Origin of the sequence: Pseudomonas sp. TREG-RG-20F-10-E-6-01 (assembly GCF_022662455.1) — a bacterium.
GTDB lineage: Bacteria > Pseudomonadota > Gammaproteobacteria > Pseudomonadales > Pseudomonadaceae > Aquipseudomonas.
Map to the genome: position 1 here is coordinate 207698 of NZ_JAKNQP010000005.1, position 15022 is coordinate 222719.

Annotated in this window: 10 protein-coding genes; 8 read left to right on the forward strand and 2 right to left on the reverse strand. The window is 61.9% G+C overall.

Annotated elements, in window-relative coordinates; genetic code table 11:
- Positions 1 to 146 precede the first annotated feature (146 nt).
- Together aceF and aceE are read right to left on the reverse strand one after the other, a co-directional pair.
- On the reverse strand, positions 147 to 1799 hold the full coding sequence (gene aceF / locus L8K08_RS17115) for a dihydrolipoyllysine-residue acetyltransferase (RefSeq protein ID WP_242198872.1): 1653 nt from the start codon (positions 1797 to 1799) through the stop codon (positions 147 to 149).
- Positions 1800 to 1810: 11 nt separating this feature from the next.
- Positions 1811 to 4456 carry a pyruvate dehydrogenase (acetyl-transferring), homodimeric type gene (gene aceE, locus L8K08_RS17120; protein ID WP_242198874.1) on the reverse strand — a complete coding sequence of 882 codons (2646 nt, stop codon included), beginning with the start codon at positions 4454 to 4456 and terminating at the stop codon, positions 1811 to 1813.
- Positions 4457 to 4839: 383 nt separating this feature from the next.
- Between aceE and glnE the strand changes: the two genes are divergently transcribed.
- The 8 genes from glnE (at position 4840) to L8K08_RS17160 (ending at position 14957) form a co-directional block, all read left to right on the forward strand.
- A complete protein-coding gene (gene glnE / locus L8K08_RS17125) occupies positions 4840 to 7779 on the forward strand; it encodes a bifunctional [glutamate--ammonia ligase]-adenylyl-L-tyrosine phosphorylase/[glutamate--ammonia-ligase] adenylyltransferase (protein ID WP_242198877.1) in 2940 nt (979 codons plus the stop codon).
- Between the two features lie 219 nt (positions 7780 to 7998).
- A complete protein-coding gene (gene waaF, locus L8K08_RS17130; RefSeq protein WP_242198879.1) occupies positions 7999 to 9033 on the forward strand; it encodes a lipopolysaccharide heptosyltransferase II in 1035 nt (344 codons plus the stop codon).
- A 1-nt stretch (position 9034) separates the two neighbouring features.
- Positions 9035 to 10096, forward strand: coding sequence for a lipopolysaccharide heptosyltransferase I (gene waaC, locus L8K08_RS17135; protein WP_242198881.1), 1062 nt, complete (start codon positions 9035 to 9037; stop codon positions 10094 to 10096).
- Positions 10096 to 11220, forward strand: a complete 1125-nt coding sequence (locus L8K08_RS17140) for a glycosyltransferase family 4 protein (RefSeq protein WP_242198883.1) — start codon at positions 10096 to 10098, stop codon at positions 11218 to 11220. Before waaC ends, L8K08_RS17140 begins: the two co-directional genes overlap by 1 nt.
- Positions 11217 to 12023, forward strand: a complete 807-nt coding sequence (gene rfaP / locus L8K08_RS17145; protein ID WP_242198885.1) for a lipopolysaccharide core heptose(I) kinase RfaP — start codon at positions 11217 to 11219, stop codon at positions 12021 to 12023. Before L8K08_RS17140 ends, rfaP begins: the two co-directional genes overlap by 4 nt.
- Positions 12023 to 12757 (forward strand): lipopolysaccharide kinase InaA family protein, encoded by a 735-nt coding sequence (locus L8K08_RS17150; protein WP_145160075.1) that lies wholly within the window; start codon positions 12023 to 12025, stop codon positions 12755 to 12757. The genes rfaP and L8K08_RS17150 overlap by 1 nt, the downstream gene beginning before the upstream one ends.
- Entirely contained in the window at positions 12754 to 13506 is a 753-nt protein-coding gene (locus tag L8K08_RS17155) for a lipopolysaccharide kinase InaA family protein (RefSeq protein ID WP_145160077.1), read from the forward strand. The genes L8K08_RS17150 and L8K08_RS17155 overlap by 4 nt, the downstream gene beginning before the upstream one ends.
- Positions 13506 to 14957 (forward strand): lipopolysaccharide kinase InaA family protein, encoded by a 1452-nt coding sequence (locus L8K08_RS17160; protein ID WP_242198887.1) that lies wholly within the window; start codon positions 13506 to 13508, stop codon positions 14955 to 14957. Before L8K08_RS17155 ends, L8K08_RS17160 begins: the two co-directional genes overlap by 1 nt.
- Positions 14958 to 15022 lie beyond the last annotated feature (65 nt).

A 15022-nucleotide genomic window follows, 5' to 3' on the forward strand; every position in this document is an offset into this window, starting at 1 on the left:
GAGTTGACGCACGCGCTACAGCCCTTACCCCGACAAAAAAGCAGGCCAAAAAAAGCCCCGCCAAGTGGCGGGGTTGAGGTACGAGCGTGGCGCTCGGAAATCGGTGCAGCCAGGCCTCCCCGGTGAAAGGGAGGCCCGTTTGCGGCTTACAGCAGGATGGTGCGGATGTCGTTCAGCAGTTGGCTCAGACGCTGCGTGAAGCGTGCAGCGGCGGCGCCGTTGATCACACGGTGATCGTAGGACAACGACAGCGGCAGCATCAGCTTCGGTTGGAACGCTTTACCGTCCCACACAGGCTGGATAGTGGCCTTGGACACACCCAGGATCGCCACTTCCGGCGCGTTGACGATCGGCGTAAAGCCAGTGCCGCCAATGTGCCCGAGGCTGGAGATGGTGAAGCACGCGCCTTGCATATCGTCTGCAGTCAGCTTCTTGTCACGGGCCTTGGCGGCCAGTGCAGCCGCTTCAGCAGCCAGTTGCAGCAGGCTCTTCTGATCAACGTTCTTGATCACAGGCACCAGCAGGCCGTCCGGGGTATCAACTGCAAAACCGATGTGCACGTATTTCTTGCGAATGATCGCTTTACCGCTTGGCGCCAGCGAACTGTTGAAGTCCGGCAGTTCCTTGAGCAGGTGCGCGCAGGCCTTGAGCAGCAGTGGCAGCACGGTCAGTTTCACGCCAGCCTTCTCGGCCACGGCTTTCTGCGCAACGCGGAAAGCTTCCAGGTCGGTGATGTCGGCCTGGTCGAACTGGGTCACGTGCGGAATGTTCAGCCAGCTGCGGTGCAGGCTCGACGCGCCGATTTGCATCAGGCGGGTCATCGGCACTTCTTCGGTTTCGCCGAAGCGGCTGAAGTCCACGACCGGAATCGGCGGAATACCAGCGCCACCGGTAGCAGTGCCGGCAGCCGGAGCTTCCTTGGCCTTCTGCATCATGGCCTTGACGTAAACCTGCACGTCTTCTTTCAGCACACGACCGTGCGGGCCAGTGGCCGACACAGCATTGAGCTCAACACCGAACTCACGGGCCAGCTGACGCACGGCTGGGCCGGCGTGAACCTTGGCACCGCGTGGCGCAGGTGCGGCAGCCGCAGGAGCCGGTGCAGCCTCGGCTTTCGCAGCCGGTGCAGGGGCGGCAGCAGCCGGAGCCGCTTCAGCTTTTGCAGCAGGTGCAGCCGCAGCCGGTGCTGGAGCAGCAGCCGGCGCAGTGCCTTGTACTTTGAGCTTGAGGATGAAGTCGCCAGTGCCGACTTCGTCTTCGAGCTTGACCGCGATGCTTTCCACCACGCCGGCAGCCGGCGATGGGATTTCCATGGAGGCCTTGTCGGACTCCAGGGTGATCAGCGACTGGTCGGCTTCGACGGTGTCGCCGACCTTGACCAGCAGCTCGATGATCTTGGCCTTGCCCGACGAACCGATGTCCGGGACGTGAATGTCCTGAACAGAGGCCTCAGCCGGAGCAGCGGCCGGGGCTGCAGGAGCCTCGGCAGCGGCGGCAGGCTTTTCAGCAGCCGGTGCAGGTGCAGCAGCGGCAGCAGGAGCCGCCGCAGGGGCCGCGTCAGCGGCGCCTTCGATTTCCAGTTCCAGCAGTTCGTCGCCTTCTTTCAGGCGGTCGCCCAGCTTCACTTTCAGGCTTTTGACCACGCCGGCCTTGGGAGCAGGGATTTCCATGCTCGCCTTGTCCGATTCCAGGGTCAGGATGCTCTGGTCGGCTTCGACGGTGTCGCCGACCTTCACAAACAGCTCGATTACTTCACCTTCACCGCTGCCGATGTCAGGTACGCGAATGAGTTCGCTCACAAAAAATCTCCTCAGCAGTCCAGTGGGTTGCGTTTTTCCGGGTTGATCCCGAACTTGACGATAGCGTCAGCCACCACCTTAGGTTCGATCTCACCACGGTCAGCCAAGGCTTCCAGGGCTGCCAACACCACGAAGTGACGGTCAACTTCGAAGAAGTGACGCAGCTTCTTGCGGCTGTCACTGCGGCCGAAACCGTCGGTGCCCAAGACTTTGAATTCCTTGGACGGGACCCACTGGCGAATCTGTTCAGCAAACAGCTTCATGTAGTCGGTAGAGGCAATGACTGGACCTTTACGGCCGGCCAGGCACTCTTCGACGTAGCTTTTCGCTGGCTTCTGACCTGGGTGCAGGCGGTTGTTACGCTCCACTGCCAGGCCGTCGCGACGCAGTTCGTTGAAGCTGGTAACGCTCCACACGTCAGCGCCGACGTTGAACTCGTCACGCAGGATCTTCGCCGCTTCACGCACTTCACGCAGGATGGTGCCGGAGCCCATCAGCTGTACGTGATGCGCCGCTTCCTTGGTGTCTTCTTCGAGCAGGTACATGCCCTTGATGATGCCTTCCTCGACACCGGCCGGCATGGCTGGCTGCTGGTAGGACTCGTTCATCACGGTGATGTAGTAGAAAACGTCCTGCTGCTCTTCGGTCATCTTCTTCATGCCGTCCTGGATGATCACCGCCAGCTCATAGCCGTAGGTTGGATCAAAGGTGCGGCAGTTCGGGATGGTGGCAGCCAGGATGTGGCTGTGACCGTCTTCGTGTTGCAGGCCTTCGCCGTTCAGCGTGGTCCGGCCGGCGGTACCGCCGATCAGGAAGCCACGGGTACGGCTGTCGCCTGCTGCCCACGCCAGGTCGCCGATACGCTGGAAGCCGAACATCGAGTAGAAGATGTAGAACGGCAGCATCGGCTGGTTGTGGCTGGAGTACGAAGTACCGGCAGCGATGAAGGAGCTCATGGCGCCCGCTTCGTTGATGCCTTCTTCGAGGATCTGGCCCTTTTTGTCTTCCTTGTAGAACATCACCTGGTCTTTATCGACTGGCTCGTAGAGCTGGCCGACGGAGGAGTAGATGCCCAACTGACGGAACATGCCTTCCATACCGAAGGTACGGGCTTCGTCCGGGATGATCGGGACGATACGCGAACCGATTTCGTTGTCCTTGACCAGCTGCGCGAGGATCCGCACGAAGGCCATGGTGGTGGAGATTTCACGGTCGCCCGAGCCGTCCAGGATAGCCTTGAGGGTATCGAGTGGCGGGGTCGGAATGTTGAAGCTCTTGGCGCGGCGCTGTGGCACGAAACCGCCCAGTGCAGTGCGACGCTCGCTGAGGTAGCGGGCTTCGGCGCTGTTTGGCTCTGGCTTGAAGAACGGCAGGTTCTCCAGCTCTTCGTCCTTGACCGGGATGTCGAAGCGGTCGCGGAACAGCTTCAGGCTTTCAACATCAACCTTCTTGGTGTTGTGCGCAGTGTTCTTCGCTTCGCCGGCACCGGTGCCATAACCCTTGATGGTCTTGGCCAGGATGACGGTCGGTTGTTCTTTGTGGTTGACCGCTTCGTGGTACGCCGCGTAGACCTTGTACGGGTCGTGGCCGCCACGGTTGAGTTTCCAGATCTCGTCGTCGGACAGGTCTGCAACCATTGCCTTGAGTTCAGGCGTGTTGAAGAAGTGTTCACGTACGAACGCGCCGTCTTTGGCCTTGTAGTTCTGGTACTCGCCGTCGATGACTTCGTCCATGCGACGTTGCAGGATACCGTCGACGTCTTTGGCCAGCAGTGGGTCCCAGAAACGGCCCCAGATGACTTTGGTCACGTTCCACTGAGCACCGCGGAACACGCCTTCGAGTTCCTGGATGATCTTGCCGTTACCGCGAACCGGGCCGTCGAGGCGCTGCAGGTTGCAGTTGATGACGAAGATCAGGTTGTCGAGCTTCTCGCGGCCGGCCAGGGAGATGGCGCCCAGGGATTCCGGCTCGTCACACTCGCCGTCGCCCAGGAAGCACCAGACTTTCTGCTTGCCTTCAGGGATGAAGCCACGCGCTTCCAGGTACTTCATGAAGCGTGCCTGGTAGATCGCCTGGATCGGGCCCAAGCCCATGGACACCGTCGGGAACTGCCAGAAATCAGGCATCAGCCAAGGGTGCGGGTACGACGACAGGCCGTTACCGTCCACTTCCTGGCGGAAGTTGTTCATGTGTTCTTCGGTGATGCGGCCTTCCATGAACGCACGGGCGTAAACGCCTGGAGAAGTGTGGCCCTGGAAGTAGATCAGGTCGCCGCCGTGTTCGTCGGTCGGGGCCTGGAAGAAGTAGTTGAAGCCGATGTCATACAGGGTTGCGCTGGAAGCGAAGCTGGAGATGTGACCGCCCAGGTCAGAATCTTTCAAGTTCGTGCGCATTACCATCGCCATGGCGTTCCAACGTACCAACGAGCGAATGCGGCGTTCCATGAACAGGTCGCCAGGCATGCGTGCTTCGTGGGTAACGGGGATGGTGTTGCGGTATGGCGTGGTGATGGCGTAAGGCAATTGCGAGCCGCTGCGGGTCGCGAGTTCGCCCATACGGGTCATCAGGTAGTGAGCACGGTCTTCGCCTTCTTTGTCGAGAACCGATTCCAGGGCGTCCAGCCATTCCTGGGTTTCGACGGGATCGAGGTCTTGCATGGCTTGCTCCAGGGCGGAAAGGCTACCAGAATCGGTTGCCTGAAGTTTGCGACTGGCCTTGTGGGCAGACGACATAAATTCTTGGATGGCCGAAGGTTGCTTCGGCGTCCTGTAGTTTTACTACAAATCGTCGGCCATTTCAGCCTTTCGAATGTATATACGAGTAGTAAAACTACACAAGACCGAGTGGATTGCTCGGTCTGGCTGGTGAGCATAATCGTTATTGTTGATCTTTTGCGAACAAGAAAAGGTGAAAGTTTGATGTTGCCTGCCAAGATTAATTTAAATTCAGCTATTTATAACCTTTGTTCGACAGTCCTTCACCGAGCGTGGTTCTTGCGTTCACAGCAACAAGCCTTTTACGCGCCGATCAAGGATAGACCATGAGCCTTCCAACGCTGGCCCCATTACCGGCCATTCTCTTGCCTTTTGCCCAGCGGGCCGAGCAGTCATTTCGTGACGCAGTGGCCGCGCTGGACGACGATCATGGACTTTCTGCCTGGACGCCGCAACGGTGGGCTGACTTCGCCCGCGTGTGCGCCGCCAGTGATTTTGTCATTGAACAGAGCCTGCGTGACCCTTTGATGTTGCTCGAGCTGGTGGCCTGGGGCGAGCTGGACCGCGGCTTTGCGCCCGGCGAGCTGTGCGGCCAGATCGCCGGCGCCGTGCAACAGGCCGAAACAGAAGATGAGCTGGGTCGCGTGCTGCGTCGCCAGCGCACGCGCCAGCAAGTGCGCATCATCTGGCGCGACCTGACGCGCCAGGCCGACCTGGTGCAAACCTGTCGCGACCTTTCCGACATGGCCGACGCCAGCATCGACCAAGCCTACCAATGGCTGTACCAGCGCCATTGCGTGCAATTCGGCACCCCCACCGGCCGACGCAGCGGCGAAGCCCAGCACATGGTCATCCTCGGCATGGGCAAGCTCGGCGCCGTGGAGCTGAACCTGTCGTCTGATATCGACCTGATCTTCGCCTACCCCGAGGGCGGCGAAACGGTGGGCGTGAAGCGCGCGCTGGACAACCAGGAATTTTTCATCCGGCTTGGTCAAAAACTGATCAAGGCGCTCGACCCGATGACGGTCGACGGTTTTGTGTTCCGCGTCGACATGCGCCTGCGCCCCTACGGTTCTGCTGGCGCCCTGGTGCTCAGCTTCAACGCGCTGGAACAGTACTATCAGGACCAGGGCCGCGACTGGGAACGCTACGCCATGATCAAGGCGCGCGTGGTTGCCGGTGACCAGGTGGCCGGTGCGCAACTGCTGGATATGCTGCGCCCGTTCGTCTATCGGCGTTACCTGGACTTTTCGGCCATCGAAGCGCTGCGCACCATGAAGCAGCTGATCCAGCAGGAAGTGCGGCGCAAAGGCATGGCCGACAACATCAAACTGGGCTCGGGTGGTATCCGCGAGGTGGAATTTATCGCCCAGGCGTTCCAGCTGATCCACGGCGGCCGCGACCTGAGCCTGCAACAACGGCCATTGCTCAAGGTGCTCGGCACGCTCGAAGGGCAGGGCTATTTGCCTGCGGCAGTCATTGCCGAGTTGCGCAACGGCTACGAATTCTTGCGTTACACCGAGCATGCGATTCAGGCGATCGCCGACCGCCAGACGCAAATGCTCCCGGACACCCCGGAAGATCAGGCGCGTATCGCCTTTATGCTGGGCTTTGCCGATTGGTCCGCGTTCCATGAGCGCCTGATGTATTGGCGCGGTCGGGTGGACTGGCACTTCCGCCAAGTCATCGCCGACCCTGACGAAGAAGAAGGCGCAGAGAGTGAGTTGGTCGTAGGCGGCGAGTGGCTGCCGCTGTGGGAAGAGTCTCAGGACGAAGACGCCGCTCGCCTGCAATTGCAGGAAGGTGGCTTCACCGACGCGCCCAAAGCCCTCAAAGCCCTGGCCGGCTTGCGCGGCAGCCCGCAATTGCGTGCCATGCAGCGTCTGGGGCGGGAGCGGCTGGATGCTTTTATTCCGCGTCTGCTGGCCCAGGCCGTCGAACACGCCAACCCGGATTTGGTGCTTGAACGTGTACTGCCGCTGGTCGAAGCCGTCGCCCGCCGTTCCGCTTATCTGGTGCTGCTCACCGAAAACCCCGACGCGTTGCGCCGTCTGCTCACACTGTGCGCCGCCAGCCCGTGGATCGCCGAACAGATCACGCGCTTCCCGCTGTTGCTCGACGAATTGCTTAACGAAGGCCGCCTGTTCAAGCCGCCGTTGGCGCCGGAACTGGCCGCCGAGCTGCGCGAGCGCCTCACGCGCATTCCCGAGGATGACCTTGAGCAGCAGATGGAGGCGCTGCGCCACTTCAAGCTGGCTCACCGTCTGCGCGTGGCCGCTTCGGAAATCGCCGGCAACCTGCCGCTGATGAAAGTCAGCGACTACCTGACCTGGCTCGCCGAAGCCATTCTCGAACAAGTACTGGCCCTGGCGTGGCGCCAGACCGTGGCCCGCCACGGCTCGCCGCAGCGGCTTGACGGTACGCTGTGCGACCCGGGGTTCATCATTGTTGGTTATGGCAAGGTTGGCGGCATCGAGCTGGGACATGGTTCCGACCTGGACCTGGTGTTTATCCACGACGGTGATCCGCAGGCCGAGACTGACGGCGCCAAGCCGATCGACGGCGCGCAGTTCTTCACGCGCCTGGGCCAGCGCATCATCCACTTGCTGACCACCCAGACCAACTCCGGCCAGCTGTATGAGGTCGACATGCGCCTGCGCCCATCCGGCGCGTCGGGTTTGCTGGTGAGTTCACTCGGAGCCTTCGAGCGCTATCAGCAAAATGAAGCCTGGACCTGGGAACATCAGGCGCTGATCCGCGCGCGGGTGCTGGTGGGCAGTCAGGATGTGGGCCAGGCGTTCGAGCAGGTCCGCGCTAAAGTACTCGGGCGTGAGCGCGACCTGGTCAAGCTGCGCCAGGAGGTCAGCGAGATGCGCGCCAAGATGCGCGACAACCTGGGCACCCGGTCTACGGCGGCCGGCACCGGCGCCAATGCCTTTGAGCCCACGGTGGTGTTCGACCTCAAGCAGGACGCCGGAGGTATCGTCGATATTGAATTTATGGTGCAATACGCGGCTTTGGCGTGGTCTGCGCAACATCCATCGTTGCTGCGCTACACCGACAATATCCGCATTCTGGAGGGCCTGGAGCAGGTCGGGCTGATGCCCGCCGCCGATGCCCATCTGCTGCGCGAGGTGTATAAAGCCTACCGTTCCGCCGCGCACCGCCAGGCCTTGCAAAATGAGGCTGGCACGGTAGCCGGGGATCAGTTCGCCGACGAACGGCGCCAGGTGATGCGAATCTGGCAGGCGCTGGGGTTAAGCTGATACTCGATTAATTGAGCGATGCCTATCTAATGTGGAAACCAGCCTTGTGTGGGAGCGGGCTTGCTCGCGAAGCAGGCGCTGCGGTCTGTCTGGCGGACCGCGGTGATGCTTTCGCGAGCAAGCCCGCTCCCACACAAAGCGGTTCCGTGGCTACCGCAACCTAGGATAATTGTCGATGCGGGGAGGCATAAGCCTCCCCGCATCGTTTGTGGAAACTACATGAATATTCTGATCGTTGGGCCCAGCTGGGTCGGTGACATGGTGATGGCGCAGACACTGTTCCAGTGCCTGAAACAGCGTCATCCCGACTGCCAAATCGACGTGCTCGCCCCCGAGTGGAGCCGGCCGATCCTCGAGCGTATGCCCCAGGTGCGCAAGGCCTTGAGCTTCCCGCTCGGCCACGGTGCCCTCGAATTGGCGACGCGCCGGCGCATCGGCAAATCCATGGTCGGCCAGTACGACCAGGCGATCCTGTTGCCCAACTCGCTCAAGTCGGCGCTGGTGCCGTATTTCGCCGGCATCCCCAAACGCACCGGCTGGCGCGGCGAGTTTCGCTACGTATTGCTCAACGATGTGCGCACCCTCGACAAAGCACGCTACCCGCTGATGATCGAGCGATTCATGGCCCTGGCCTACGAGCCAGGTGCCGAGCTGCCGACGCCGTACCCGCGCCCCAGCTTGCAGATCGACCCGGTGACCCGTGGCGCGGCCCTGGCCAAGTTCGGCCTGATGCTCGACCGTCCGGTGCTGGCGCTGTGCCCAGGCGCGGAGTTTGGCGAGTCCAAGCGCTGGCCGTCGGAGCATTACGCCAAAGTCGCCGAGATGAAGATTCGCGAAGGCTGGCAGGTGTGGTTGTTCGGCTCGAAAAACGATCACTCGGTGGGCGAGGACATCCGCCAGCGGCTGATTCCTGGGCTGCGTGAAGAAGCGGTGAACCTCAGCGGCGACACGTCACTGGCCGAAGCCATCGACCTGCTGTCCTGCGCCGACTCGGTGGTGTCCAACGACTCCGGCCTGATGCACGTGGCTGCCGCGTTGAACCGCCCACTGGTGGCGGTGTACGGCTCGACCTCGCCTGGCTTCACACCGCCGTTGGCCGACAAGGTCGAAGTGGTGCGCCTGGGCCTGGATTGCAGTCCGTGTTTTGAGCGTACCTGCCGTTTCGGCCACTACAATTGCCTGCGCCAGCTGCTGCCGCAACCGGTCAGCGACGCGTTGCAGCGGTTGCAAGGCTCCGTGGTCGAGGTCCGTTAGTTTGCGAGTACTGGTAGTCAAGACCTCATCCCTGGGCGACGTGATCCACGCCTTGCCGGCACTGACCGACGCGGCGCGGGCGATCCCCGGCATTCGCTTTGACTGGGTGGTGGAAGAAGGCTTTGCCGAGATCCCCACCTGGCACCCGGCGGTGGACCAAGTGATCCCGGTGGCAATTCGTCGCTGGCGCAAAAACATCTGGCAAACCATCAAGAGCGGCGAGTGGCGACGGTTCAAGCAGCGTGTTCAGTCGACCAAGTATGACTTGGTGATTGACGCCCAAGGCCTGCTGAAAAGCGCCTGGCTGACGCGCTACGTGCGCGCTCCGGTCGCGGGTTTCGACAAGCATTCTGCACGCGAACCCATCGCTGCACGTTTCTACTCGCGCCGTTTGGCCGTGGCCCGTGGGCAGCATGCGGTGGAGCGTTTGCGCCAGCTGTTCGCCGTTGCGCTGGGCTACGACCTGCCCAAAGGGTTGGGCGACTACGGCCTGAGCACTGAAAAGCTGCTCGGCCTGCCGCCGAAAAAACCATTTGTGCTGCTGCTGCACGGCACCACTTGGGACACCAAGCATTGGCCCGAAGCCTATTGGCGCGAGCTGGCCGAGCGCCTGGGCCGCCTGGGTGTGGACGTGAAGTTGCCGTGGGGCAATGCCGACGAAAAAGCCCGTGCCGAGCGCCTGGCCCATGGCCTGCAACACGCCGAAGTGCTGCCCAAGCTCAACCTGGCCGGCGTGGCCCGCGTGCTGGCCGGCGCCCGTGCCTGCGTGGCGGTAGACACTGGCCTGGGTCATCTGGCCGCAGCGTTGGACGTGCCGACCATTTCCCTGTTCGGCCCCACCAACCCTGGTCTGACCGGCGCCTATGGCAAGGGCCAGATTCACCTGGCTAGCGACTTCCCGTGCGCGCCGTGCCTGCAAAAACACTGTACCTATCAACCAACGGCCGACGACCTGCGTCGGTTCGACATCAAGCGCGAGTCGCCCCTGTGCTTCACGCGCCTGAACCCTGAGCGTGTGGCAAGCCGACTGAGCACGTTGTTACTGGCTGAGGAGCTGCACTGATGCAACTGGCTTTTGTTCTGTACAAATATTTCCCCTTCGGTGGCCTGCAGCGCGACTTCATGCGCATCGCCCTGGAGTGCCAGCAGCGCGGCCATCAGATTCGTGTCTACACGCTGATCTGGGAAGGCGACATTCCGCCCGGCTTCGAAGTGCTGGTGGCGCCGGTCAAGGCGTTCTTCAACCATCGGCGAAATGAAAAGCTCAGCGCCTGGATGGAAGCCGACCTGGCCAAACGCCCGGTGGACCGTCTGATCGGCTTCAACAAAATGCCCGGCCTGGACGTGTACTACGCCGCCGATGGCTGCTTTGAAGACAAGGCGCAAAACCTGCGTCATTCGCTGTACAAACGCTTTGGCCGTTACCGCCACTTTGCCGAGTACGAGCGCGCGGTGTTCGCCAGGGACGCCAAGACTGAAATCCTGATGATCTCTGAAGTGCAGCAACCGCTGTTCATCAAGCATTACGACACCCCGCTGGAACGCTTCCACCTGCTGCCGCCGGGCATCGCCCAGGACCGCCGTGCGCCGCCGAATGCCGCCGAGATCCGCGAAGGTTTCCGCCAGGAATTCAACCTCGCAGGCGACGACTTGCTGTTGGTGCAAATCGGTTCCGGCTTCAAGACCAAGGGCGTCGACCGCAGCCTCAAGGCCGTGGCCGCCTTACCGGCGGAACTGAAAAAACGCACGCGTCTGTTTGTAATTGGCCAGGACGACCCCAAAGTATTCCAATTGCAGAGTGCTACGTTGGGGCTGGGCGATAACGTGCAGTTCCTCAAAGGGCGCAGCGATATTCCGCGTTTCCTGCTGGGCGCCGACCTGTTGATCCACCCGGCGTACAACGAAAACACCGGCACCGTGTTGCTCGAAGCCCTGGTGGCCGGGTTGCCGGTGCTGGTCTCGGCGGTGTGTGGTTACGCCCATTACATCAGCGAGGCCGACAGTGGGTTGGTGCTGGACGAGCCGTTCGATCAAACGCAGCTCAACCACTACCTGACACGCATGCTCACCGACACTGCACAGCGCGCGGCCTGGGGCCGCAATGGGTTGGCGTACGCCGAGACGGCCGACCTCTACAGCATGCCGCAGCACGCGGCGGATGTGATTCTGGCGGAGCCAAAACGATGAAGTTGATGCTTGCCGAACCGTTCAAGACCCGCTGGGCCGGGCGTGATGCCTTCGCCGAAGTCGAGCGGCTGGAAGGCGAGGTGTACCGTGAACTTGAAGCCCGGCGCACCTTGCGCACCGAGGTGGATGGGCGTGGCTATTTCGTGAAGATCCACCGTGGCATCGGCTGGGGTGAGATCGTCAAGAATCTGGTCACCGCCAAGCTGCCGGTGCTCGGTGCGGGCCAGGAGTGGCAGGCTATCCAGCGCCTGCAGCAGATCGGCGTGCCGACCATGACCGCCGTGGCGTACGGCGAGCGCGGCAGCAACCCGGCCGACCAGCACTCGTTCATCATCACTGAAGAACTGGCGCCGACTGTCAGCCTGGAAGACTTCAGCATCGACTGGCTCAAGCAGCCGCCCGCGCCGCGCCTCAAGCGCGCGCTGATCGCCGAAGTGGCGCGCATGACCGGCATGATGCATCGCGGTGGGGTCAACCATCGCGATTGCTACATCTGCCACTTCCTGTTGCACACCGATACGCCGGTGACGGCTGATAACTTCAAGTTGTCGGTGATCGACCTTCACCGCGCCCAGACCCGCGACAAAATCAGTCATCGCTGGCGCGACAAAGACCTGGCCGCGTTGTACTTCTCGGCGCTGGACATCGGCTTGACGCGTCGTGACAAGTTGCGCTTCCTCAAAGGCTACTTCCAGCAGCCGTTGCGCCAGATCCTCGCTGAAGAAAATGCCTTGTTGCAGTGGCTGCAAACCAAGGCCGACAAGCTGTATGCACGTAAACAACGCTACGGGGATGCGCTCTGATGGCGGGTTGGAACCTGGAACCTGCTTACGCCGCCCTGGCGGATGATTTCGGCAGCCTCGAAGCGGTATTCGCCCTGCAAGGCGAGCGCCTGACCCGCGACCCATTGTCGGAAGTGATTCGGGTGGCGCGCGGCGGGATCAATTACTACGTCAAGCGCTACGTCGGCGCCGGCAAGGGCCTGCGCCGCTACTTGGGCAAACCTCGGGTGAAGTCCGAATGGCAGAACCTCAAGCGTTTCGCCAAGTGGGGCATTCCCACCGCCGACGTGGTGGCCTGGGGGCTGGAGCGCAAAGGCCTGGCCTACGCGCGGGGCGCGATGATCACCCGCGAGCTGCCCAAGACTGAAGACCTGTCGATGCTGGCTGATCGCAAAGATCCGCGCTTGAAAGACCCCAAGTGGGTCAGCGTGATCAGTCGCCAGCTCGCCGAATACACGCGCACCATGCATGAGCACCGCTTCACCCATAACGATTTGAAGTGGCGCAACCTGCTGGTCGACGACCAGCAGACCCTGTACCTCATCGATTGCCCCAACGGTGATTTCTGGCGCGGTTTCTGGCTCAAGTACCGAATTACCAAGGACCTGGCCTGCCTGGACAAGGTCGCCAAGTATCACTTGTCGGCCACGCAGCGCCTGCGCTTCTACATGCAATACCGCCAACGCACGCACCTGACGGCGTCAGACAAACAGCGAATTCGCCACGTGGTGAAGTTTTTCGAGGGACGCGAATGAGTGATTTCCTGGCGGCCGAAGACCGCGCTCTGCTGGAGCGCCATGGTCTGGCAACCTTCGACGCCCTGTGGGCCAGGCAACTGGACGCGGTGGACGAGCCCAATACCAGCAAGGGTGGCTGGAGCAGCGTGTTTCGCCTGGAGCTTGAAGGGCAGGGTTACTACCTCAAGCGCCAGAGCAACTACCTGACACGCACGCTGCACAAGCCGTTTGGCGAGCCCACCTTTGCGCGCGAATTCCGCAATATCAGCCGTTATCAGAAACTCGGTATTCCGGCGCTGCAGGCCGCGTTTTTCGGTGAGCGCAAGGTCGACGGTGAGCACCGCGCGATGTTGCTGACCCGTGCCCTGGACGGTTGGAGCGACCTGGATTCGTTGCTGGAACAGTGGCCGCAACTGACCGATGCCCAGCACCGCGCGATTCTGCTGGCCTGCGGTCAGTTGGCCCGTCATCTGCACAGCGTAGGCCAGGTGCATGGCTGTTTTTATCCCAAGCATATTTTTCTGCAGGCCCTGGGCGACGGTTACGCCGCGCAGCTGATCGACCTGGAGAAAACCCGCCCGCTGTTGTTCGGCCAACGTGACCGGGTCAAAGACCTGGAGCCGCTGCTGCGCCGCGCGCCGCAGTGGACGGACGCGCAAGTGCGCCAGTTGCTGGCGGCCTACCTGGCAGAGCCTGAAAACAGCGCAAAGGTGGGCGCCTGGTTTGAACGGCTGACGGCGCGTCGCAGCCACAAGGAGAACCGCTGATGCGTTTGTCCGAGCTGAAAAAAGCCGGCCGCACGCCCAGCCTGCCGCTGACCATTGAACTGGCGGATGCCGCCGGCCCAGGGCAGCTGCAATTGCTCAGTCTGCTGCGTGTGTTGCCGGGCGAGCGTTATGTGGGCGCCGGCGTCTGGCGCGGGCGCACGGTGCTGGCCAAGTTATTGGTGGGCAGCAAGGCGGCACGTCATTTTCAGCGCGAGCTCAGCGGCGTACGCCTGCTCGCCGAGCAAGGCCTGACCACGCCGCAGCTGTTGGCCGATGGCTTGCAGGAAGGCGAAGGCGGCTGGCTGCTGTTCGAATTCATTGAGGGCGCCGAGAGCCTCGCCGATGCCTGGCAGGCAGTTGAAGGCTTGCCGCCGCTGGCGGACGAACAAACAGCCGTGCTTGCCGAGGCGCTGGGGGCGATTGCCCACATGCATGCCAAAGGGCTGTGGCAGGAAGACCTGCACCTGGACAACCTGCTGCGCCAGGACGGCAAGCTGTACCTGATTGATGGCGCCGGCATTCGTGTCGAAGCCGCGGGCAAGCCGCTGTCGCGCAACCGGGTACTGGAAAACCTCGGGGTGTTTTTTGCGCAATTGCCGAAAAACCTCGAACCCTTTACCGAAGAATTATTGGTCTATTACCTGCTGAGCAATGGCGAGCATGCCGTGCCGCTGGAAGCGCTGGAAAAACAGGTGCGCAAGGTCAGCGCCTGGCGCTTGAAGGACTTTTTGAACAAGGTTGGCCGCGACTGCACGCTGTTCGGCGTCGTGCGTGGCGCCTTTGCCTTGCGCGCGATTCGCCGTGAGGAAGAGGCCGCCATGCTGCCGGTGCTGGAGCAGGCCGATGCATTGCTGGATCAGGGCCACCTGTACAAAACCGGCGGGGCCGCCAGCGTGGGCAAGGTCGAGGTGGCCGGTCGGCCGCTGGTGATCAAGCGCTACAACATCAAGGGATTTGCCCATTGGCTCAAGCGCTTCTGGCGCCCGAGCCGCGCCTGGCATTCGTGGCGCGAAGGCAACCGGCTGGCGTTTCTGGGGATTGCGACGCCCAAGCCGCTGGCGGTGTTGGAGAAGCGGTTTTTGTGGCTGCGCAGCCGAGCGTACCTGGTAACTGAATACTTGCCCGGGCCGGACATCATCGAGCGTTTCGCGCCGTACGTTGAGCGCGGTGACGCGCCAGAAAACGAGCTGCTGGCGCTGGATCATCTGTTTGCCGAGCTGATTGGCGAGCGCATCAGTCATGGTGACTTCAAAGGCCATAACCTGTTCTGGCACGCAGACCGCTGGGCCTTGATCGACCTGGACGCCATGTGTCAGCACAGCTCACTCGCCAGCTTCGCGCCGGCGTTTGCCAAGGACCGCGCGCGGTTTATGCGCAACTGGCCCGAGAGCAGCGCGCTGTATCAGCTGATCGATCAGCGTTTGCCCAAAGAGATCGGCGCCGCCGGTTAGAGCGAGCAAGCCTGCTCCCACAGGTTGATGTGGGAGTGGGCTGGCCCGCGATGACGGTCGCCCAG